Annotated in this window: 20 protein-coding genes; 10 read left to right on the top strand and 10 right to left on the bottom strand. The window is 71.0% G+C overall.

Annotated features, from left to right (window positions below; genetic code table 11):
• Positions 1–29: 29 nt before the first annotated feature.
• Positions 30–1085, bottom strand: coding sequence for a 4-hydroxy-3-methylbut-2-enyl diphosphate reductase (locus B6G06_RS01330; RefSeq protein ID WP_229657988.1), 1056 nt, complete (start codon positions 1083–1085; stop codon positions 30–32).
• Positions 1086–1137: 52 nt separating this feature from the next.
• On the opposite strand from B6G06_RS01330, the gene xseA reads away from it, so the two are divergent.
• From xseA to B6G06_RS01315, 3 genes are all read left to right on the top strand, one after another.
• A complete protein-coding gene (gene xseA, locus B6G06_RS01325) occupies positions 1138–2448 on the top strand; it encodes an exodeoxyribonuclease VII large subunit (RefSeq protein ID WP_080463201.1) in 1311 nt (436 codons plus the stop codon).
• Positions 2449–2572: 124 nt separating this feature from the next.
• A complete protein-coding gene (locus tag B6G06_RS01320) occupies positions 2573–2824 on the top strand; it encodes an exodeoxyribonuclease VII small subunit (RefSeq protein WP_080463202.1) in 252 nt (83 codons plus the stop codon).
• Positions 2825–2868: 44 nt separating this feature from the next.
• Positions 2869–3852, top strand: a complete 984-nt coding sequence (locus B6G06_RS01315; protein WP_080463203.1) for a PfkB family carbohydrate kinase — start codon at positions 2869–2871, stop codon at positions 3850–3852.
• A gap of 147 nt (positions 3853–3999) precedes the next feature.
• Here the strand turns inward: B6G06_RS01315 and B6G06_RS01310 are convergent, their stop codons facing one another.
• Positions 4000–4788 (bottom strand): isoprenyl transferase, encoded by a 789-nt coding sequence (locus tag B6G06_RS01310; protein WP_080463204.1) that lies wholly within the window; start codon positions 4786–4788, stop codon positions 4000–4002.
• A gap of 179 nt (positions 4789–4967) precedes the next feature.
• Here B6G06_RS01310 and trhA point away from each other — a divergent pair, with 179 nt between their 5' ends.
• The 3 genes from trhA (at position 4968) to msrA (ending at position 7262) form a co-directional block, all read left to right on the top strand.
• Entirely contained in the window at positions 4968–5705 is a 738-nt protein-coding gene (trhA, locus tag B6G06_RS01305; RefSeq protein WP_081170570.1) for a PAQR family membrane homeostasis protein TrhA, read from the top strand.
• Positions 5706–5978: 273 nt separating this feature from the next.
• Positions 5979–6470: a GreA/GreB family elongation factor gene (locus B6G06_RS01300; RefSeq protein ID WP_081170568.1), complete on the top strand. Its 492-nt coding sequence runs from the start codon at positions 5979–5981 to the stop codon at positions 6468–6470.
• A 93-nt stretch (positions 6471–6563) separates the two neighbouring features.
• Positions 6564–7262: a peptide-methionine (S)-S-oxide reductase MsrA gene (gene msrA / locus B6G06_RS01295; protein WP_080463207.1), complete on the top strand. Its 699-nt coding sequence runs from the start codon at positions 6564–6566 to the stop codon at positions 7260–7262.
• Between the two features lie 152 nt (positions 7263–7414).
• On the opposite strand, the gene B6G06_RS01290 is transcribed toward msrA, so the two are convergent.
• Complete coding sequence (locus B6G06_RS01290; protein ID WP_081170566.1) at positions 7415–8029, bottom strand: LysE/ArgO family amino acid transporter; 615 nt, start codon at positions 8027–8029, stop codon at positions 7415–7417.
• A 117-nt stretch (positions 8030–8146) separates the two neighbouring features.
• On the opposite strand from B6G06_RS01290, the gene B6G06_RS01285 reads away from it, so the two are divergent.
• On the top strand, positions 8147–10015 hold the full coding sequence (locus B6G06_RS01285; protein WP_081172121.1) for an ABC-ATPase domain-containing protein: 1869 nt from the start codon (positions 8147–8149) through the stop codon (positions 10013–10015).
• A gap of 129 nt (positions 10016–10144) precedes the next feature.
• Here B6G06_RS01285 and B6G06_RS01280 read toward each other — a convergent pair whose 3' ends face one another.
• Positions 10145–10699: an NADPH-dependent FMN reductase gene (locus B6G06_RS01280; protein ID WP_080463209.1), complete on the bottom strand. Its 555-nt coding sequence runs from the start codon at positions 10697–10699 to the stop codon at positions 10145–10147.
• A gap of 314 nt (positions 10700–11013) precedes the next feature.
• On the bottom strand, positions 11014–11553 hold the full coding sequence (locus B6G06_RS01275; RefSeq protein WP_081170564.1) for an NADPH-dependent FMN reductase: 540 nt from the start codon (positions 11551–11553) through the stop codon (positions 11014–11016).
• A gap of 425 nt (positions 11554–11978) precedes the next feature.
• On the opposite strand from B6G06_RS01275, the gene B6G06_RS01270 reads away from it, so the two are divergent.
• The gene (locus B6G06_RS01270) at positions 11979–12869 is read left to right on the top strand and encodes a hypothetical protein (RefSeq protein ID WP_081170562.1); all 891 of its coding nucleotides are present in this window, start codon (positions 11979–11981) and stop codon (positions 12867–12869) included.
• An 83-nt stretch (positions 12870–12952) separates the two neighbouring features.
• On the opposite strand, the gene ilvA is transcribed toward B6G06_RS01270, so the two are convergent.
• The gene (gene ilvA / locus B6G06_RS01265; RefSeq protein WP_081170560.1) at positions 12953–14539 is read right to left on the bottom strand and encodes a threonine ammonia-lyase, biosynthetic; all 1587 of its coding nucleotides are present in this window, start codon (positions 14537–14539) and stop codon (positions 12953–12955) included.
• 703 nt (positions 14540–15242) lie between these two features.
• Between ilvA and B6G06_RS01260 the strand changes: the two genes are divergently transcribed.
• Positions 15243–15827: an NYN domain-containing protein gene (locus B6G06_RS01260; protein WP_081170558.1), complete on the top strand. Its 585-nt coding sequence runs from the start codon at positions 15243–15245 to the stop codon at positions 15825–15827.
• 17 nt (positions 15828–15844) lie between these two features.
• Here the strand turns inward: B6G06_RS01260 and B6G06_RS10710 are convergent, their stop codons facing one another.
• From B6G06_RS10710 to B6G06_RS01245, 4 genes are all read right to left on the bottom strand, one after another.
• Positions 15845–15964, bottom strand: coding sequence for a helix-turn-helix domain-containing protein (locus tag B6G06_RS10710; protein WP_373284828.1), 120 nt, complete (start codon positions 15962–15964; stop codon positions 15845–15847).
• Between the two features lie 12 nt (positions 15965–15976).
• The gene (ilvD, locus tag B6G06_RS01255; RefSeq protein ID WP_081170555.1) at positions 15977–17860 is read right to left on the bottom strand and encodes a dihydroxy-acid dehydratase; all 1884 of its coding nucleotides are present in this window, start codon (positions 17858–17860) and stop codon (positions 15977–15979) included.
• A gap of 176 nt (positions 17861–18036) precedes the next feature.
• Positions 18037–18444 (bottom strand): FKBP-type peptidyl-prolyl cis-trans isomerase, encoded by a 408-nt coding sequence (locus B6G06_RS01250; protein ID WP_073453665.1) that lies wholly within the window; start codon positions 18442–18444, stop codon positions 18037–18039.
• Positions 18445–18582: 138 nt separating this feature from the next.
• On the bottom strand, positions 18583–19566 hold the full coding sequence (locus B6G06_RS01245; protein WP_080463216.1) for a Bax inhibitor-1/YccA family protein: 984 nt from the start codon (positions 19564–19566) through the stop codon (positions 18583–18585).
• 402 nt (positions 19567–19968) lie between these two features.
• On the opposite strand from B6G06_RS01245, the gene B6G06_RS01240 reads away from it, so the two are divergent.
• Positions 19969–20916 (top strand): ATP-binding cassette domain-containing protein, encoded by a 948-nt coding sequence (locus tag B6G06_RS01240; protein WP_080463217.1) that lies wholly within the window; start codon positions 19969–19971, stop codon positions 20914–20916.
• Positions 20917–20938: the final 22 nt, after the last annotated feature.

Raw genomic sequence — 20938 nt, 5'->3', positions numbered from 1 at the left:
ACCAGCGCGCTGGGGCGCGTCGCCGGGCGTCAGCAGGTGTGATCGGCGACGGGCTCGCGTCGGCGGTGCTCGGGCGCGGAGTCGCCGGCAGCGGCCTTGAGGTCGGCGCGCAGGTTCTTGGGAAGGGAGAAGGTGATCTTCTCCGTGGCGGTGCGCACCTGCTCGACGTCCGTGAAACCCAGGCCCCCCAAGTGCTCGATGACCTCGCGCACGAGGATCTCGGGCACCGAGGCGCCGCTGGTCAGGCCCACGGTGCGGGCGCTGTCGAACCAGGCATCGTCGATCTCGCGCGCGTAGTCCACGCGGTAGGCGGCCGGGGCCCCAGCCTCCAGCGCCACCTCCTTGAGGCGCACCGAGTTCGAGGAGTTGCCCGAGCCCACGACGAGCATGACGTCGGCATGCGGCGCGATCGCCTTGACCGCGGCCTGCCGGTTCTGAGTGGCGTAGCAGATGTTGTCCGTGGGCGGGTCGATCAGCTCCGGGAAGCGCTCGCGCAGCAGGCGCACCGTCTCCAGGGTCTCGTCCACCGACAGCGTGGTCTGGCTGATCCAGGCGACCTTCGAGGGGTCGCGCACCACCACACGGTCCACCTCCTCAGGGCCGTTGACCACCTGGATGCGCTCGGGCGCCTCGCCCTGCGTGCCCTCGACCTCCTCGTGGCCCGTGTGGCCGACGAGGATGATGTCGTAGTCGTCACCGGCGAAGCGCACCGCCTGCTTGTGGACCTTGGTCACCAAGGGGCAGGTCGCGTCGATCGTCTGCAGGTGGCGGGCGGCGGCCTGCTCATGCACCTCCGGTGCCACGCCGTGCGCGGAGAAGACCACGCGCGCGCCCTCGGGCACCTCATCGGTCTCGGAGACGAAGATCGCGCCGCGCCTGGTCAGGGCCTCCACGACGTACTTGTTGTGGACGATCTCCTTGCGCACGTAGATCGGCGTCCCGTAGTGGGCCAAGGCCTGCTCGACGGCGTCGACCGCCCGGTCCACGCCGGCGCAGTAGCCGCGCGGGGCGGCCACGAGGATCCTCTTGGCCCCGCCCGCGGGCGGGATCACGGGGGCGGTGGTGGGCGCGGAGGTATCTGTCACGGTCTCACTGTGCCACAGCGCCGCTCCGGCCCCCAGACGGGACCGTGGCACAGTGGTGCATGTGACACAGCCTCCCACCCCGGGCCGGGCCCGGCCGCTTGCCCGCCTCGCCCGCGAGACCACCGCGGAGAACCCGTGGCCCCTGCGCCTGCTGGCCACGAAGATCGAGGAGTACGTCTCCAAGATGACGCAGGTGTGGGTGGAGGGCCAGGTGGTCCAGTTCAGCCGCCGCCCCGGCGCCGGCATGCAGTTCCTCACCCTGCGGGACACCGACGCCGATGTCTCCATCTCCGTGTCCCTCTACACGCGCACCCTGGCCGCCATCGACCGCGCCCTGCCCGAGCCCCTGGACTCCGGCGCCCGCGTGGTGGTCCAGGGCCGCCCCACGTACTGGACCAAGCGCGGCACGCTCCAGCTCCTGGCCGAGGACGTCCGGCTCGTCGGCGTCGGGGACCTCTTGGCGCGCATCGAGCAGCTGCGCCGGATCCTCGCCGCCGAGGGCCTGTTCGACGCCGAGCGCAAACGCCCCCTGCCATTCCTGCCCCGGAGGGTCGGGCTCGTCTGCGGGCGCGGATCCAAAGCCGAGGACGACGTCGTCGTCAACGCGCGCCTGCGCTGGCCGGGCCTGCCCTTCGAGATCCGCGAGGTCGCCGTGCAGGGCGCGAGCGCCGTGCGGGAGGTGACCGCCGCGATCCGGGAGCTCGACGCCATGGAGGGGATCGATGTCATCGTCGTGGCGCGCGGCGGCGGCGCCGTCGAGGACCTGCTGCCCTTCTCCGATGAGGGGCTCGTGCGCGCGGCCGCCGCGGCCCGCACCCCACTGGTCTCGGCGATCGGCCACGAGACCGACTGCCCCTTGCTCGACCTCGTGGCCGATTACCGCGCCTCCACCCCCACCGATGCCGCCCGGCGGATCGTGCCCGACCTCGCCCAGGAGACCGTCGGTCTGGACAGCGCCCGCGCCCGCCTGCGGGAAATCCTCGCCCAGCGGCTCGACGCCGAGCAGCGGGGGCTCGATCAGGTGCGCGCCCGCCCGATCATGACCGACCCCTCCGTCATCATCCGCGACCGCGTCGCCGAGCTCGACGCCGCCCGTGAGCGCATCCGCCGCGGCCTCGACCACGCGCTGACGCTGGCCGCCTCGGATCTGCGAGCCGAGCGGGCGCGCCTGACGGCGCTGTCCCCGCAGGGAGTGCTCGATCGCGGCTACACGATCCTGCGCCGCCCGGGGGGCGCCGTCATCACGAGCGCGGAGGATGTCAAGAAGGGCGATCTCATCGAGGGGATCCTCTCCTCCGGGCGACTCGTCGCCCAGGTCGTGGGCGCCACGAAGCCCGCCTCGCAGATACCCGCGGCCGACTGAGGCCGGGCGGGGCACCCGGTCATCCCCCGAGGATCGCATCGGGCGAGCCCTCGGGCCGCCCGATCCTCCGCCGCTTCTCCGCGATGCCGCGCCACCGGGCCGGGTGGCGTGCGAGAATAGCACTATGAGCCTGAGCCCCGACTCCCCCACCACCGCCTCCGGCGACAACGATGACGTCGCCGTGCTCTCCTATGAGCAGGCCCGCGAGGAGTTGATCGGCGTCGTCCAGCGCCTGGAGGCCGGCCAAGTCCCGCTGGAGGACGCGCTGTCCCTGTGGGAGCGGGGCGAGGCGCTCGCCGCCCGCTGCCAGGCCTGGCTCGACGACGCTCGTGCGCGGCTGGCCGCCGTCGCGTCCCCGGATCAGGGCCAGGACTGATCCACGACCCACCAACCGCCGTCACTGGAGCGAAGGAGCCCATCATGACCACCGCTACTGCCGAGAACGCCACTGCCACCCCCGCTGCTCCTGGACCCGCCGGGACCGCGCTCGTCATCGGGGAGGCACTGGTCGACGTCGTCATCCACCCCGGCGCAGAGCCGGTGGACATCCCGGGCGGCTCGCCGGCCAACGTGGCTCTCGGCCTGGCTCGCCTTGGCCGCGACGCCGAGCTCGACTGCTGGATCGCCGACGATGAGCGCGGCCGTGCGATCCGCTCGCACCTGGTCTCCGACGGCGTGCGCATCACCCCGGGCTCGGATGGCGCCGAGCGGACCTCCACCGCCCAGGCGACCATCGGCGAGGACCGGGCGGCCACCTATGTCTTCGACCTCGACTGGAACCCGCCCTACCCGGCTCCCGCCGAGCCGCCGATCCTCATCCACACCGGCTCGATCGCGGCGATCCTGGAGCCGGGCGCGCGGACTGTGGAGCAGGCGCTGCGCGACTTCCGCGCTTCGGCAACCGTCTGCTACGACCCCAACGCCCGCCCCCAGCTCATGGGAGAGCCCGGCGAGGCGCGCGCGATCGTGGAGCGCCTCGTGGCCCTGTCCGATCTGGTCAAGTGCTCCGACGAGGATGTGACCTGGTTCTACGGCATCGATGAGGGCGACGACGCCGCCCTCGAGGGCGTTCTCGAGGGCTGGCTCCGGATGGGGCCGGCGATCGTCGTCGTCACCCGCGGCAAGCGCGGGGCGCTGGCCCTGACCTCCTCGGGGCTGCGCTTGGAGGTGCCCGCGGACCCGAGCGTCGTCGTGGCGGATACGGTGGGCGCGGGCGACTCCTTCATGGGAGGCCTGGAGGACGGCCTGTGGTCCGAGGGGCTCGTGGGCGCCCAGCAGCGCGAGGCCCTGCGCGCGATCGACGCCGACGCGCTGGAGCGGGTGGTGCGCCACGCCTCGCGCATCGCGGACATCACCGTCTCCCGAGCCGGCGCCAACCCTCCCACCCGCGCCGAGCTCGCCTGAGCCCGCGAGATCGCGCCGGGCGCCGTGACGAGGACGACCTGGACGTTGAGCGCGTCGGCGACCAGCGCGCCATAGCGGGCGATCGGCATCGCGATCCGGTCCCGCAGGAGGGCGCCGGCGGGCGGGCCCGCCCGCCGGCCAGCGGGATCAGCGCCCCATGCGGCGCTCGCGACCGGCGTAGTCGCGCAGAGCGCGAAGGAAATCCACGCGGCGGAAGGCCGGCCAGTTCACCTCGCAGAAGTAGAACTCGGAGTGGACCGACTGCCACAGGAGGAAACCCGAGAGCCGCTGCTCGCCGGAGGTGCGGATGAGCAGGTCGGGGTCGGGCTGGCCCTTGGTGTAGAGGTGGTCGGTGATGTCCTCCTCGCTCAGGGAGGCGGCCACCTCCTCCAGGCTCGCCCCAGCGGCGGCGCGCTCGCGCAGGATCTCGCGGACGGCGTCGGCGATCTCCTGGCGCCCCCCGTAGCCGACGGCGATATTGACCTCCATCCGCTGATCCGTCTCCCCCGTCCGGCCGGGCTCAGCGTCGGGAGCGGTGATGGCGACGGCGGCGCGCAGTCGCGCGGCGACCTCGGCGGGCAGGAGGTCGACGGCGCCCACGAGGCGCACCCGCCACCGGCCGCTTCCCGCCAGGTCCTCCACGGCCTGGGCGATGATGTCGAGCAGGGGGGCGAGCTCGGCGGGATCGCGGGAGAGGTTGTCCGTGCTCAGCAGCCACAGCGTGACCACGGCGACGCTCGCGTCGTCCGCCCAGCCGAGGAACTCCTCGATCTTGTCCGCCCCGCGCTTGTGCCCCTGGGAGGCGCCGATCCCCAGGGCCTTGGCCCAGCGGCGGTTGCCGTCGAGGATGACACCGACATGGCGGGGCGCGCGGGAGGAGTCGAGGCGCGCGGACAGACGGCGCTCATAGAGCTGGTAGAGGAAGCCGTCCGCCATGTCTCTCCTTCGCATGTGCGCGCGGGCCCGACCGGCTGGGGAACCGGGCTGCGCCGTAGAACCAACGTTATCGTGCGCGCCGCCCGCAGGTAGTGGTCCTTCCTCCCCACTCGAACCTACGATACCGTAGGTTCGGGCGCCGTCCCTGAGAGCGCCATCGGCGCCCGCCAGGAGGTTCCATGCGCGCAGACGCGGATCCGCGCCGCGATGCGGCTGAGGCCGCCCCGCCCCAGGAGCGGGACACTGGCCGCCGACCCGCGCGGGCGCCGGCCCGGATCAAGCCCGTCAAGCCCGGGCTGCGGGGTTGGATCCACACGATCGCGGTGCCATTGGCCCTGGCCGCCTGCATCGTCCTCACCACCCTGGCCGACGGCACCGCCCTGACGTGGACCAGCGCCGTGTACCTGGTGTGCTCGCTGCTGCTGTTCGCCAACTCGAGCCTCTACCACCTGGGCAATGGCCGCTTCCCACGAGCCGTCTCCGACGCCCTGCAGCGCATCGACCACGCCAATATCTACCTGCTCATCGCAGGGACCTACACGCCCCTATCGGTGGCGCTGCTCGACGCGGCGACAGCGCGCCTGGTGCTCGGCATCGTCTGGGGAGGCGCGGCGGCCGGGATCGTCATGTCCCTCATATGGCCGGGCGCCCCACGCCGGCTGAGGACGGTCCTGTACATCGTCCTGGGCTGGGTGGCGCTCTGGTTCCTGCCCTCGCTCTGGCGCTCGGGAGGGCCCGCGATCGTGTGGCTGCTCATGGTCGGGGGGCTGATCTACACGGTCGGCGCGATCGTGTACGCGCGCAAGCGCCCCGACCCCCTCCCCCGCTGGTTCGGCTTCCACGAGGTGTTCCACGCCTGCACGGTGGCGGCATGGGCATGTCACGCCGTTGCCTGCTATATCGCGGTTCTCGGCTGATCCCAGTCAGGCCGGGAGCACGAGACGCCCCGGCCACCGCAGGTGCGATGCGCACCCACTGGCGCCATCCGCACGCACCGCTCGGTGCGGGAAGCACCGGCCGACGAGCCGCAAGGCCGGCTGGACGCGCGATTCCCAGGGCGACCGCAGGTCCGGAGAGGTAGACTCACCCCTCACACACGGCCCCGGGCGCCCACCGCGCATCGGGGCATTGCCACGACGCCGTCGTCGGCCCACCACTGATCACCAGATCACCAGATCGAGGAGAACCCCATGGCCGCGGATACCGAGAAGCAGGGAACCTGGCTGACCCAGGAGGCCTTCGACCGCCTGAGCGCCGAGCTCGAGCACCGCAAGGGCGAGGAGCGCAAGGAGATCGCCCAGCGCGTCGAGGCGGCCCGCCAGGAGGGGGACCTGCGCGAGAACGCCGGATACCACGCCGCCCGCGAGGAGGCCGCCCTCAACGAGGCCCGCATCATCGCCCTGACCGAGACGCTGGAGAACGCCCAGATCGGCGAGGCCGCCGACGATGGCACCGTCTCCGCGGGCACGATCGTCACCGCGAAGGTGGCCGGCAAGGAGCAGCGCTTCGCCCTGGGCGGCCAGGAGATCGCCGAGGACGTCCCCGAGGGCGTCAAGGTCTTCTCCCCCGACGCGCCGCTCGGCAAGGCCCTCATGGGGCACGCCGCGGGCGAGAAGGTCTCCTACGACGCCCCGAACGGCAAGAGGATCACTGCGGAGATCCTCAGGGTCAGCCGCATCTGACGCTGCGCCGCCGTTCATTCCCGCGCCTCGCCTTGAGCGAAGGGAACGGGGATGGGGGCGACCCGGCCAGCAGCGGGACGGTAGCGTTCTCCTATGAACGCTCCGTCCCGCAATCACGTCATCCCCGGCCGCGAGGCACCCGTGCTCCCCGAGCCCGGCGACCACGTCGTCCTCGGCGCTCCCCTGACAGGCCCCTGGCCCGAGGGCACCGAGGTCATCTACCTCGCCGGCGGCTGCTTCTGGGGCGTGGAGCGGATCATGTGGCGCCAGCCCGGCGTCGTCGTCACCTCGGTGGGGTACATGGGCGGCACCACGCCCAACCCCACTTACCAGGAGGTCTGCACCGCGCGGACCGGCCACGCCGAGACCGTCCTGGTGGCCTACGACCCGGTGGTCGCGGGGCGCGGCGGGGAGGCGCTGCTGCGCGCCTTCTGGGAGAACCACGACTCCACCCGGCTCAACCGCCATGGCAACGACATCGGCCCCCAGTACCGCTCCGCCGTCTGGACGACGACGCCCGAGCAGTACGCGGTGGCGATCGCCACTCAGAAGGCCTTCCAGAGCGAGTTGAGCCGGCTCGGGCTGGGGCGCTCCGTGACGACGATCGATCCGGCGTCGGCGCAGTACGCAGAGTTCGGCGGCCCCTACTACCTGGCGGAGGACTACCACCAGGGCTACTTGGAGAAGAATCCCGGTGGCTACTGCAACCACGGGCCCAATGGCGTCACCTGCCCCGTGGGGATCGCGAACCTACCCTCGCAGGTGGATGTGCTGCCTCCTCAGCGGGTGTGAGCGGGAGAAGTGGCGGGGTTTGAGGATTCCTTTTTCTGACACCTAGTCATATCCCAGATAGTCGCAGGTTAGAGCGGTACGCGCTCGCACGCAGGCGGATTGGACCCCGGGCAATCCTCAAAGCTCGCCATTCTCGGCGAGCAGGGGTCGGCTCAGGCGCCGGTGGCGAGGTGCCAGGCGACGAGGAGCATGACGACGCCGACGAGTGCGTCAACGATCCTCCAGGTGCGGGGGCTCGCGAGCAGTCCGGACAGCGCCCGCGCCCCGAGGCCGAGCCCGGTGAACCAGATGACGGAAGCGGCGATGGCCCCAGCGGCCGCCCACCAGCGATCGGGACCGAAATGGTTGGCGACCGTGCCAAGCATGAGCACGGTGTCGAGGTACACATGGGGGTTGAGCCAGGTCAGGGCGAGTGTCGTGATGGCGACTGAGCCCGCGCCCCGCGAGACGGCCTCTTCCAGGGCGCCGGGGCGCAGCGCCGAGCGGAACGAGTTGATCGCGAAGAGGACCAGGTAGGCGACGCCTCCCCAGCGCAGGGCCTCCAGCACCCAGGGAGCGAGGGAGGACACGACCCTGACCGCGCCCGTCCCCACGGCGATGAGGATGGCGTCGGAGAGCGCGCAGATGAGGATGACGAGCCCGATGTGCTCACGGCGCACGCCCTGGCGGAGCACCCAGGCGTTCTGCGCACCGATGGCCACGATGAGCCCCAGCCCCGTGCCAAGTCCGGCTAGGGCGGGGGCCAGGGAGGCGGGCAGCCCATTCATGATCTGGGATGATAGAGGATGCGGGCGCCCCGCCCCGCACCCACTCGCATGGCGATCGGCGGCGAGGACCGCGCGCGCTCAGGCGCCCACCCGCGCACCGTATGCCAGGATCTGCCCATGAGTGATGACAGGTACTCGGGCAGGGACGGCCGCCACGCCAGGCAGGACGGCGGCGATCGGCGCGGGGGCGACCGCGGTTATCGGGGCGGCTACCGCGACGGCGGGCGGGGAGGCCCCGGCTACCGCGACGGCGGGCGCCGCCGTTATGACGACGAGCCGCGCGACGGGGAGCTGAGCGACCTCATCGGCCACCTTCATGCCCTGGACGGGCGCGCCTACCCGTCCTACCGGGCGATCCTCGGGCGCTACCTGGCGCCCGAGGGGTGGTCACTCCACATCGACCGGGTCCAGGCCGACCCCTATGCCCCGCCGACGCGCATCCGGGTCACCGCGCCCACCTCCCTGCCCTCGCTGGCGCTCCTGGCGCGCGAGGGCCTGCTGGCGACAGCGGACCGCCGCCTCGCACTCGCCGATTTCCTCGCCCGCGAGATCCACGCGGGATTCAAGGGCACAGCCCTGTCCATCGCGGCACCCGGTCAGGAGATCCTGGAGCGCTCCGCCGTCGTTCTCCTCCCGGCCGCGAGCAGCGCCGAATACTCCGGCGACTGGAGCATCGAGGTCCGCGCCCGCATGGCCCTTCCCGCCCAGGGCCGCTCCATCCAGGGTCATGGGGCCGCCAGGATCGTCGGCCGGGATCTCACCCGCGAGATCGACACGGCCCTGAGCCTCACAGGCGCACGCGCTGAGCGACTCCTCGCCCATGTGGAGGCCCTGGAGGACCACCGGGCCCTCACGGCGGCGGTCCGCGAGGCGGGCTGGGTCTCCTTCCTCGCCGATGGCTCCCTCCTGCCGCGCCGATCCGGGGTGAGCGACGAGCCGCTGCGCTCGGGCGGCGTCGCCCTGAGAGCACCGGAGTCCCTGGCCGCCACGGTCGATCTTCCCCATGCCGGGGCGGTCCGCGGCACGGCCGTGCCGGCGGGCGTGACGGTGATCGTCGGCGGCGGCTACCACGGCAAGTCGACACTGCTGGCGGCGATCGAGCGGGGCGTCTACCCGCATGTGCCGGGCGATGGGCGCGAGCTCGTGGCCACCGTCCCCGACGCCGTCAAGGTGCGGGCCGCCGATGGCCGGGCCATCACGGGCGTCGACCTCACACCCTTCATCTCCCACCTGCCCGCGGGCCGGGACACGGCCGCCTTCACCACCCGCAACGCCTCGGGCTCGACCTCCCAAGCCGCGGCGATCGTCGAGGCCGTTGAAGCGGGGGCCACGGCGCTGCTCCTCGATGAGGACACCTCGGCCACGAACCTGCTCATCCGCGACGCGCGCATGCGCTCGCTCGTGGCCGCCGAGCGCGAGCCGATCACTCCGCTGGTGGACAGGGTGGGGGCGCTGTCCTCGCGCTTGGGCGTCTCCACGGTCATGGTCATGGGCGGTTCCGGCGACTACCTGGATGTGGCCGACCATGTCCTCCTCCTGGACTCCTATGAGCTGCGCGACGCCACCGAGCAGGCGCGAGTCGTCGTCGCCGAGCAGCCCCGGGAGGGGACCGCCCTGGAGGACTTCCCGCTCGGCTCCGGTCGCATCCCGGCGCCCGCCCCGGAGCGCACTCGGCGCGGCCCGATCCGCACCCGGGCCCGGGGGACCGACGCGCTCACCCTGGACCGCGAGGAGGTCGACATCTCGGATGTGGCCGGGATCGTGGACCCGGGCCAGGCCGAGGCAGCGGCCCATGCCCTGCGCGCCCTGCTGGAGCAGCGCTTCGACAGCGCCTCCACACTGCGCGAGTGCCTCGACGACCTGGAAGCCCTGCTCGACGACGAGGGCCTGGACGCACTCGACGAGGGCGGGGCGTTCCTCGTACGGCCCCGGATGGTGGACGTGGCGGCGGCCGTCAACCGCTACCGGCCACTCGAGGTGGGCTGACCGAGCGGGCACCGCGCAGTCCTCTGCCTCCAGGACGCGGCGAGTGGGCCCGGTGATCTTGCAGTCACCGGGCCCATTCGCGGGGAGGAGCGCCGTCCGTGCGCGGTGGCCCGCATCAGCGGCTCGCGCTCAGCGCAGGGTGGACAGGGCCTTGTCCTGGGCGACGAGGGCCTGGACGAGGCTGGCGGCCTCGCCGTCGTGGAAGGCTGCGGGGGCGAAGGCGCCGCCGGAGAAGTCGGTGGCGAGGTGCAGGTTGACCTGGGCGCCGACGACGCCGGTGGTGAAGTTGGCCAGGATGGCGCGCAGGTGCTCGATCTGGCGGTGGCCCGCGGAGTAGGAGTAGCCGACGAGGCCAATGGCGCGGTTGGCGAGCACGGAGGGGGTGATGAAGTCGATGGCGTTCTTCAAGGACCCGGGGACCGAATGGTTGTACTCGGGGCTGACGATGATGAAGGCATCGAATCCGGCGAGGGCCTCGTTCCAGGCGACGGCGGCCGGGTCCTTGGCCGGGGCCGCCATGGGGGGCAGCTCCTCGGCGAAGATGGGCAGGTTGAAGGAGGCGAGGTCGAGGACTTCGGCCTGGACTCCCTCGGCCTCGTTCGCCCTGGAGGCGATCCATTCGGCCACGGAGGCCCCGGCGCGGTTGGGGCGGACAGATCCGAGGATGACGGCGATCTTGGTCATGGCAACTCCTTGGTGTCTCTCGGTACCACATCTGAAGTACTTGAATTATTAAGTACTCTAGGCCTTAGCGCCTACCCTCCGCAACCACGACTCGCCTCACCGGCCGAAGCTCCATTACCTCCTGCAGGCACTCGCACCCCCAGAGCCGGAAGAGCCGGAAGAGCCGGAAGCATGGAAAACGCCCCTCGTGCGGACCAGCGCTTGCTGGTCCACACGAGGGGCGCGACGCCCAGGGAGGCGCCATCGCAGCGCTTCATCCTCGTGTCAGGTCACTGGGATCCGCGCGGTATCGCGTCAGGGACAGCCAGGGCACATCAGTTCGTGGCAGCGACGATCGCCCTGACCATCGCCGGAACCTCGCCCTCGCGGAAGGCCGCCGGAGTGAACTCGCCGTCGGTCCAGTCGGTCGCGACGTGCAGGGCGACATGCGGGCCGACGACGAAGGAGTTGAAGGATCCCAGAACCTGGCGCAGGTGCTCGATAGCGCGCAGGCCGAGCTGGTAGGAGTAGCCGACCACGCCGATCGCCTTGCTCTCGAGCACGGAGGGGACGAGGTAGTCGATGGCGTTCTTCAGGGACCCGGGGATCGAGTGGTCATACTCGGGGGTCACGAAGATGACGGCGTCATAGGAGCCGAGCTTCTCGTTCCAAGCCACACCGGCGGGGTTCTGGGGCATGGCGATGGCCGGTGGGAGCTCCTCGGCGAAGAAGGGGAGGTTGAAGTCGGTCAGGCGAAGGACCTCGGCCTCGACGCCGTCGACCAGGCTGGACTGGGCGGCGACCCAGTCGGCGACGGCGGCACCGGCTGAGGTGGGGCGGACGGAGCCGTGAACGACGGCGATGCGGATGGGCATGAGGGACTCCTTGCAGGAATTGTGAATATTTAAAATGCCAACCAATAAGTCGAGCACCATCTAGTTGATATATGAATCAGTTTAGTGGCCGGCCCCCACTTGTCAAAGCCTCATCACATGGCGCGAAGACCACACATAAGCTCTTCATGACCCACATATCTCGAGATGCTCCGGTTCGGCGCCCTGTTGGGGAGGGCTCCGCCGTGGGCACGCGCTCTCAGCCTAGCGTCCTCCGCATGAGCGCAGTGAGACCAGCACGACACTATTCCCACCTCCGACACCCTTCCCCCCGATCATCACGCTCGCGACGGGCGGCAGGCACCGCCTCCCGCGCCTCATCCCGCCAGGCGCCACCGCATTCCTCCCCGCCTGATCCATTCCTGCCCGACCTGTCCGTCCGCGATGCCGACTGGCTGCGCGCGGAGATGCTGCGCCAGGTCTGCCTGCGCTTCCCCGGGAGCCGACTCGACTCGCCCGTCTCGCTGCGCACGCCCCAAGGCGCGAGACTCGTCCTGCACCGGATCGCCGCGTGCCTGGCCCGCACGGAGCGGGAGCTGTGGGAGGAGGCCCTGGGCCATCACATCAGCGCTCTCATGGCGGCCGTGCGCCCGGACGGCATGCCGCGCGAACTCGAGGACTACTCGGACGAGGAGGTACTGGGGGCCCTGAGGCTGCGACTGGTGCCTCCGAGCAGGGATATCCCCGCCGAGGCCGATGAGCCCGAGATCGCCCCGGGCCTGCGCCTCACGCGCGTCATGGACATCGACGGGCTCCTGGTCTCCCAGCCCTCGGCCCGCCTCTATGAGCGCCTGGGCGAGGAGAGGGTGGACGCCGCCGCGCTCGCCAATGCCCGCATCGTCCTGGACAGGGCGGAGCACGTGGACGCCGGCGAGGGCATCCATCTCATCGGCTCGGACTCGATGCTGACAGCGGCGCTGGCGATGAGCCTGACCGAGGTATGCCAGCAGCGGAGCATCCCGCATCCGCCCGACGGCTTCGTCCTGACGCTGCCCGAGCAGGAGTCGCTGGGAATCCTGCCCCTGGCCGAAGGCGTCGATGAGGCGCATCTCAATGCTCTGCTGACGTGGTCGCTGACTCGGTGGGCGCGCGCGGAGCACCCGCTATCGGCCCTGCTCTACCACGTGAGCGCCGACGGCTCCTGGTCACCGCTCACGGCACCGGGGCCCTCCATCGAGCGCCCGCTCATCACTCTGAGGGATCTGCCCGAGCCGATCTGGCGCCACTTCGCATGGTTCTTCACGCCCTACGACGAGTACCCGCCGGACGCCCTGCCCGGCATGGCCTTCGGGCTATGAGCGCGCCGCCCGCCGGTACCGGGCGGGCGGCGCGGTCCGCGCGGTACCGCCGTCCGTACTGGTCGTGCTGGCGGCGGCGGGCCTCAGCGCGCCAGGAAGAAGCCGGCGGCGGGGTCTTCCGTCTCCTCGTGGTAGGCGTAGCCGAGGCGATCCATGTGCTCGCGCAGCTCGCGGGCCTCCGCCTCCGGACTGAGGCCGCGGGCCCCCACCTGGAAGGCGCACAGGATACGGCCGTAGTCGGCGCCGTCGGTCCGGTAGTGGAAGAGGGTGACGTTCCAGCGGGTGCCGAGCACTTCGAGGAAGTGGACGAGCGCCCCCGGGGACTCGGGGAATTCGAAGCTGAAGAGCCGCTCGGTCAGCCCGGCCGGGGCCCGCCCCCCGATCATCGAGCGCACGTGGACCTTGGCGAGTTCGTCGTCGGTGAGATCGACGACGCCGTACCCGGCCCTCTCCAGGTCCGCGACGATCTCGGCGCGCTCCTCGCGCCCGCGGCTCAGCCCCACGCCCACGAAGATGCGGGCGGGGCCGGGCTCGAGGGATCCGTCGAGGCCCGGCGCCGCCCGGTAGTTGAACTCGGTGACGCTGCGCCCACCGAGGATCCGGGCGAAGCGCAGGAAGGAACCGCGCTCCTCGGGGATGGTCACCCCCAGGATCGCCTCGCGCTGCTCACCGATCTCAGCGCGCTCGGAGATGTAGCGCATCTGGTGGAAGTTGAGGTTGGCTCCCGAGACAACGCATGCCAGGCGCTCCCCGGCCAGGCCGCGCTCGGAGGCGTAGCGCTTGAGGCCGGCCAGGGCGACGGCGCCGGAGGGCTCGGAGATGGCACGCAGGTCCTCGAAGAGGTCCTTGACGGCGGCGGAGACCTCGTCGGAGGAGACGGTGATGACGTCATCGAGCAGCTCGGAGCACAGGCGGTAGGTCTCATCCCCGATGCGGCGCACGGCCACGCCCTCGGCGAAGAGCCCCACCCGGCCGAGCGTGACGGGCGCGCCCTGGGCGAGCGCCGCGGTCAGGCAGGCGGATTCCTCGTGCTCGACGCCGATGATGCGCACATTCGGCAGGAGCTGCTTGATGAGCACGGCGATGCCGGAGGCCAGGCCGCCCCCGCCCACGGGCACGAAGACGCGGTCGAGCCCGGCATCCTGCTGGATGATCTCCAGGCCGATGGTCCCCTGACCAGCGATGACACGGGGATCGTCGAAGGGGGACACATAGGTCAGGCCGTCCTCGTCGGCCAGGCGCTGCGCCTCGGCCTTGGCGGCGTCGAAGTTGTCGCCGTGGAGCAGGACCTCTCCGCCCAGGGCGGCAACGGCGTCGACCTTGATGCGGGGGGTGACGGTCGGCATGACGATGAGGGCGCGGCAGCCGAGCAGCGCCGCGGACCGGGCGACGCCCTGGGCGTGATTCCCGGCCGAGGCGGTCACCACACCGCGAGCGCGCTCGTCGTCGGAGAGCATGCGCATGCACGTGTAGGCGCCGCGGATCTTGAAGGAGTGGACCGATTGCAAGTCCTCGCGCTTGGCGGCCACCTCACAGCCCAGGCGCGCGGAGAGGGCGTCCATGCGCTGCAGGGGCGTGTGCTCGGCGGCCTCGTAGACGGGGGCGCGCAGGATCGCGCGCAAGTACTGGGAGGAGTCCCACGGGGTATCGGTGCCGTCAGGTTCATTCACGTCGTCAGCCTAGAGGAGTCGGCTCGCGGCCCCGTCGGCGCCACCAGTCCGTGGCCGCCGGCTATCGCCGGGCCGGCGGTGACACACAGGTGGACAGCGGGACCCGCGCCGGGGCCGTGGACAGTCCAGCGCCGCCGCCTGGCTCCGCCTCCGGCGCGGCGGCCCGGCCTGACCACGACCCCTACGACGCCCTCAAGACGCCCCTCACCATGACGTGAGTCACTATTGCGCGTGATGGTCATGCCCGAATACCCTCAGGCCATAACTCCCCGCCGTCCTCAAGGACTGGCGGGGTCTAACTTTTTCCGGAGACCTCCGCGACCCTCAAGATGGCAGTCGTCGTCGACTACCAGAACATCCACCTCACAGGAGCATCCCTGTTCCTCCTCGGGCCCCCACCCGAGGAGGGCCTCATCGACCCCTTCCGCTTCGCCTGCCAACTCGCCCAGGCGCGCAACGCCAAGATCACCGATGAGCGCCACGGGGCCACCATCGAGCGCATCGAGGCCTTCCGGGGCCCGCCCATCCAGCAGGACGACCCCGGCGCCTACCGGCGCAGAAAGCAACCTGGGAGCGCGGACACCACGCCATCACGCCCACGCACCGCCTGTTGCGGCCACCGCCCCGCCGCGGTACGGTTGCCTCATTCCGCCCCGCCATCCTCTCGGATTGGCGGGGTTTTTGCCCAAGTGAGGTACCCGCCATGGATCGCGTCGCCGTCTTCGTCGACTACCAGAACGTCGCCGGCTGGGCGAAGCGCTGCTTCAGCGCCGCTGACGGCCACATCCGGCCCAAGGCCACAGCCGAGCTCCTCGTCAGCCGCCGCCGCAGGCCCAGCCAACTCGTCGGCACCCGCGTCTACCGCGGCCGGCCCAACCCCACACGCCAGGCCGTCTCCGCCCGAGCCAACGACCGCCAGACAGCCGACTGGGAAGCAACCGGCGTCACCGTCATCCGACGCAACCTCCAGTACCCGCCCCAGTGGCCCGACGTCCCCGCCTCCGAGAAGGGCATCGATGTCGCCCTCGCCGTCGACCTCGTCAAGCACGCCATGAAGGGCAGCATCGACGCCGCCATCGTCTTCACCAGCGACACGGACATCCTCCCCGCAATCGACCTCGTCTACAACGAGACTCCCTGCCACGTCGAGCTCGCCTGCTGGAGCGGCGGCCGCCGCCTCCGCATCAACAGCACCCAGACCCCCTGGTGCCACTTCCTCACCGAGGCCGACTTCCCCCACGTCCAGGACCCCACCGACTACGCTGACCCGAACCTCCCCAGCACCTGACGCCTCACTCCCACGCCTCATCGGCTGAGTGCTCGGTGGAGGGTGGAGCGGTGCACGCCCAGATCGCGGGCCACGACCGCCCTGGGCACGCCCGCGGCCACGCGCTCCCTGGCCTGGGCGAGGTCGGCGTCACTCAGGGAGCGCGCGCCTCACATGCCGAGCCTGGACAGGTCGCGCACGGCGCCCAGGTCTGCGCTTGTGGCGAGCATGGCGTAGGCGCGCAGCGCGGCGCTCACGTGGCGCGGGCGCTCCTCGTGCGGCGTCCAGGCGGCCTCGCCCCGAGCCTCCTCGGCGGCGCGGCGCGAGGCGATCTCGTCGTCGGACAGGCGCACGGAGATCGAGCGGGCCGGAATGTCGATGTCGATGACATCCCCCGTGCGCACGAGCCCGATGAGCCCGCCCGCCGCGGCCTCCGGGGAGACGTGCCCGATGCTCAACCCCGAGGTGCCGCCGGAGAAGCGGCCATCGGTGAGCAGCGCACACTCCTTGCCCAAGTGCATGGACTTGATGTACGTGGTCGGGTACAGCATCTCCTGCATGCCCGGACCGCCGCGCGGACCCTCATGGCTGATGATGACGACGTCACCCGCCTTCACCTTCCCCCCCAGGATCCCCTCGACAGCCTCGTCCTGAGACTCGAAGACCACGGCCGGCCCGGAGAAGGTGAGGATGGAGGCGTCCACGCCGGCAGTCTTGACGATGCAGCCCTTGGTCGCGATGTTGCCGAAGAGGACCGCCAGGCCGCCGTCGCGCGAGTAGGCGTGCTCCAGGTCGCGGATGCAGCCGGCCTCGCGGTCAACGTCATGGGACTCCCAGCGCGAGGCCTGGGAGAACATCTCCGTGGTGCGCACGCCCGCGGGCGCCGCGAGGTAGCGACTCCGGTCCGCCTCGCTCACCGAGGAGCCGAGCGCGCCGTCGTCACCGGGGCGGGCCAGGTCGAAGGCGGCGAGCTCGTCGTCGAGGGTGCAGCGCAGGACCGTGCGCGTGGATGTGTCCAGCAGTCCGGCGCGGTCGAGCTCGCCGAGGATGCCCATGATGCCGCCGGCGCGGTGAACGTCCTCGATGTGGTAGATGGTCGTCGACGGCGCGACCTTGCACAGGTGCGGGACCTTGCGCGAGAGGCGGTCGATGTCGGCCATGTGGAAATCGACGCCGGCCTCACGGGCCGCGGCCAGCAGGTGCAGGACCGTGTTCGTGGAGCCGCCCATGGCGATGTCCAGGCTCATGGCGTTCTCGAAGGCCGCCTTGGTGGCGATGGAGCGCGGCAGGACGGTGGAGTCGTCACCCTCGTAGTAGGCGCGGGTGATCTCCACGATCTGGCGGCCGACGGCATCGAAGAGCCCGCCGCGATCGGAGTGCGTGGCCAGCAGCGTGCCGTTCATGGGCAGGGCCAGGCCCAGGGCCTCGGTGAGGCAGTTCATGGAATTGGCGGTGAACATGCCCGAGCAGGAGCCGCAGGTGGGGCAGGCCAAGCGCTCGATGGCGGAGATCGTCTCATCATCCACGGTGGGGTCGGCGGCGTCCATCATGGCGTCGATGAGGTCGAGCTTGCGGGTGGTTCCGTCCGCGGCTGTCATCTTGCCCGACTCCATCGGCCCGCCGGAGACGAAGATCGTGGGGATGTTGAGGCGCAGCGCGGCCATGAGCATGCCGGGGGTGATCTTGTCGCAGTTGGAGATGCACACCAGGGCGTCGGCGCAGTGGGCGCCCACCATGTACTCCACCGAGTCGGCGATGAGGTCGCGCGACGGCAGGGAGTAGAGCATGCCGTCGTGGCCCATGGCGATGCCGTCATCGACGGCGATCGTGTTGAACTCCTTGGCGATGCCGCCCGCCGCCTCAATCCGGCGGGCCACGCGGCGGCCGACATCGCGCAGGCCGACGTGCCCGGGGACGAACTCGGTGAAGGAGTTGGCGATGGCGATGATGGGCTTGCCGAAGTCGGAGTCCTTGACACCGGTGGCGCGCCAGAGCGCGCGGGCACCGGCCATATTGCGGCCAGATGTGGAGGTGGCGCTGCGGTACCGCGGCATAAGGGCTCCTGTTCTCGGCTCGGCAGGGCCGACGACGATGAGGCGATGCCCAGATTAGCGGCCACCATGTCATCTCGATGCGGGTGGTCACTGTGCGGTCCTCGCACGCGCCTCTCGCTCCGGACCGGTCTCGTTCCTGATGTCGACCGGTCTCGGCGAAGGGGGGTGGGCGCTGCTCACATGACGCCGAGGATCTCCGTGACGAAGACGAGGGTGGCGCCGCCCTTGATGCCGGCCTGCGGCACGCCGCGCTCGCCGTAGCCGAGCTCGGCGGGGATCGACAGCAGGACGCGCGATCCGACGCGCTGGCCGACGAGGCCGTCGTCCCAACCGCGGATGACCATGCCGACGCCGATCTGGAAGCTCAGGGGCTGGCCGCGGTCGTAGGAGTTGTCGAAGACGTCGCCGTTCCAGGACTGACCGAGGTAGTGGGCGACGATGGTGTCCCCGGCCTCGACGACCTGGCCGTCACCGGCGTCGAGCACCTGGACCTGGAGGCCCGCGGGGGCATCCGGGCCGGGGAAGGTGAGGACCGGCTTGGTGCCCTTGGCACCCTCAACAGTGGGCATATTCGAGTTGATCATGCGCGCCAGCCTACGCGATGAGCCCTGGCCCTCGCTGATCGGAGCGCCGCCTCTCCGCCGGCCGCCCATGCGGCGGGGCCGGCCGGGTCATGCCCGGTCGGCCCCGCGCCCCCGCGAACGGGGAGGACGCTGAGCGGATCAGTCGTCGGAGAAGATCGCCAGGATCCGAAGGATCTCGATGTACAGCCACACGAGGGTGACGACGAGCCCGAAGGCCCCGGCCCATGCGTAGCGGGTGGGCAGGCCGGCCTCGACGCCCCGCTGGATTGACTCGAAATCCATCGCCAGGCTGAAGGCCGCCATGACGACGGCGAGCAGGCCCACGATGATGCCGACCGGAATGCCCGCGATCTCCAAGGAACGCAGGCCGAAGGGCCCGCCGACGTCGGAGAACATCATGACACCGAAGTTGAGCAGGCAGAAGACGAGGTAGCCGCCCATGGCGAGCATGAGGATCCGCTGCGCCTTGCCGGACAACCGGAAGCCGCCGATCTTGTAGGCGCCGAGCATGACGGCGAACACCGCGACGGAGGCCAGCACCGCCTGGATGACGATCCCGGGGAAGCGCGCCTCCATGACGCCGGAGAAGGCGCCGAGCATGGCGCCCTCGCAGGCCGAGTAGGCCAGGATGAGCGCGGGCGAGGGCACCTTCTTGAAGGAGTTGACCAGGCCCAGGACGAGGGCGCCGATCGCCCCTCCGAGCATCAGGAGGACGCCGATGGGGGACGTGGAGGGGGTGGTCGCCATGACCCAGGAGACGGCGCCGACGGCGAGAATGACCGCGAACATCGCGGCCGTGCGCATGATGACGTCGTCGTAGGTCATGCGGCCGCGGTCCACGTTGGTGGCGGCCGGGGCCCCGTACTGGGTCTCCATCCGGTCGAGCTGGGCCGGGGTGACCTGGCCGTAGCCCGCCTGCTGGGGAGCACCGTATCCCACTGGCTGGCCGTACGGCGCCTGCCCGTAGGGGGCGGCCTGGCCGTACTGCTGGGCCTGGACGTACTGGCCCGGCTGGTACCCGGGCATCGCGGGGTACCCGGCGGGGGTGGTCTGGGGCGTCGCGACGGCGGTGCGCGCCCCGCCGTTGAAGGCCGGGTTTCGATCGAAGAAGGGGTTGCTCAAGGGTATGTGTCCTCTCTGGACGGGGACTGCCGACGGCGCGGCCCGGCTCGGGCCCTCCATCTCAACGCCGCCATCCTGCCGCACATTCCCCTTCCCGGTCGACCGTCGTCCCGGGCACGAGTACCCGCCTCCGCCCGGTCTCCTCGCCGTCTCCGCATCTCCCCCGCGTCTCCTCCCCGAGGAGGAGACGCGTCCACCGTGGGTCCTGCCCCGCTCCCCTCGCAGAATCATCCCGCGCGCCGATGGACCGGCGAGTACCGTTGACTAGCCTGGTACCACGCCGTCGGGACTCGCCGGGACCAGAACAGTCACCTCTCCGGTCCCGACGGCGCCCAGCGACCCCGTCGGGCCGCGCGAGCCGCACGGCGATCAGCCCCCCCCGAACCTAAGGAGCCCGGAACCATGATCGAGGCACGTGGATTGACGAAGCGCTACGGCGACAAACTGGCCGTGGACAACATCTCCTTCACCGTCGAGCCCGGCGCCGTCACCGGCTTCCTGGGCCCCAACGGCGCCGGCAAATCCACCACCATGCGCATGATCATGGGCCTGGACAAGCCCACCGCCGGCACCGTGACCGTGGCCGGCAAGAAGTACAAGGACCTGAACGCCCCCCTGTGCTCCGTCGGCGCCCTCCTGGACGCCAAAGGACTGCACGGATCACGCTCGGCCCGCGCCCACCTCACGCAACTGGCCGTCTCCAACGGCATCCCCACCAGCCGCGTCGACAAGGTCCTGGACATCACAGGCCTGACCCAGGTGGCCAAGAAGCGAGTCAAGGGGTTCAGCCTCGGGATGGGCCAGCGGCTGGGCATGGCCGCGGCCCTCCTGGGCGACCCCGACATCCTCATCTTCGACGAGCCCATCAACGGCCTCGACCCCGAGGGCGTCATCTGGGTGCGCCAGACCTGCCGCGCCCTGGCCGCCGAGGGACGCACCGTCTTCATCTCCTCGCACCTGATGAGCGAGATGTCCCAGACCGCCGACCGCCTCATCGTCATCGGCCGCGGCCGCATCCTCACCACCGGCCCCGTGAGCGAGATCATCGCCTCGGCCACCACCGACACCGTGCGCGTGGCCTCCCCCCAGGCCACCGACCTCGCGGCCCTCCTGGCCTCCCAGGGCATCACCGTCGCCACCCCCGAGCCCGGAGTGCTGACCCTCACCGAGGCTCCCGCCGCCCGCATCGGCGAGCTCGCCGCCGCCCACGGCATCACCCTGCACGAGCTGACCACCATCAAGGCCAGCCTCGAGGACGCCTACCTCGAGCTCACCGGAGGCGCCACCGAGTACAGCACCGCTCCCGCCCAGGCCAACCGTCCCAGCACGCGCGGAGCCCACCGAGCCTGACCCCGCCGCCCCCAAGGAGAAC

The organism is Actinomyces gaoshouyii (assembly GCF_002076915.1).
GTDB lineage: Bacteria > Actinomycetota > Actinomycetes > Actinomycetales > Actinomycetaceae > Actinomyces > Actinomyces gaoshouyii.
The sequence above is the reverse complement of the archived record's forward strand: the minus strand, read 5'-3'. Positions and strand labels throughout refer to the sequence as shown.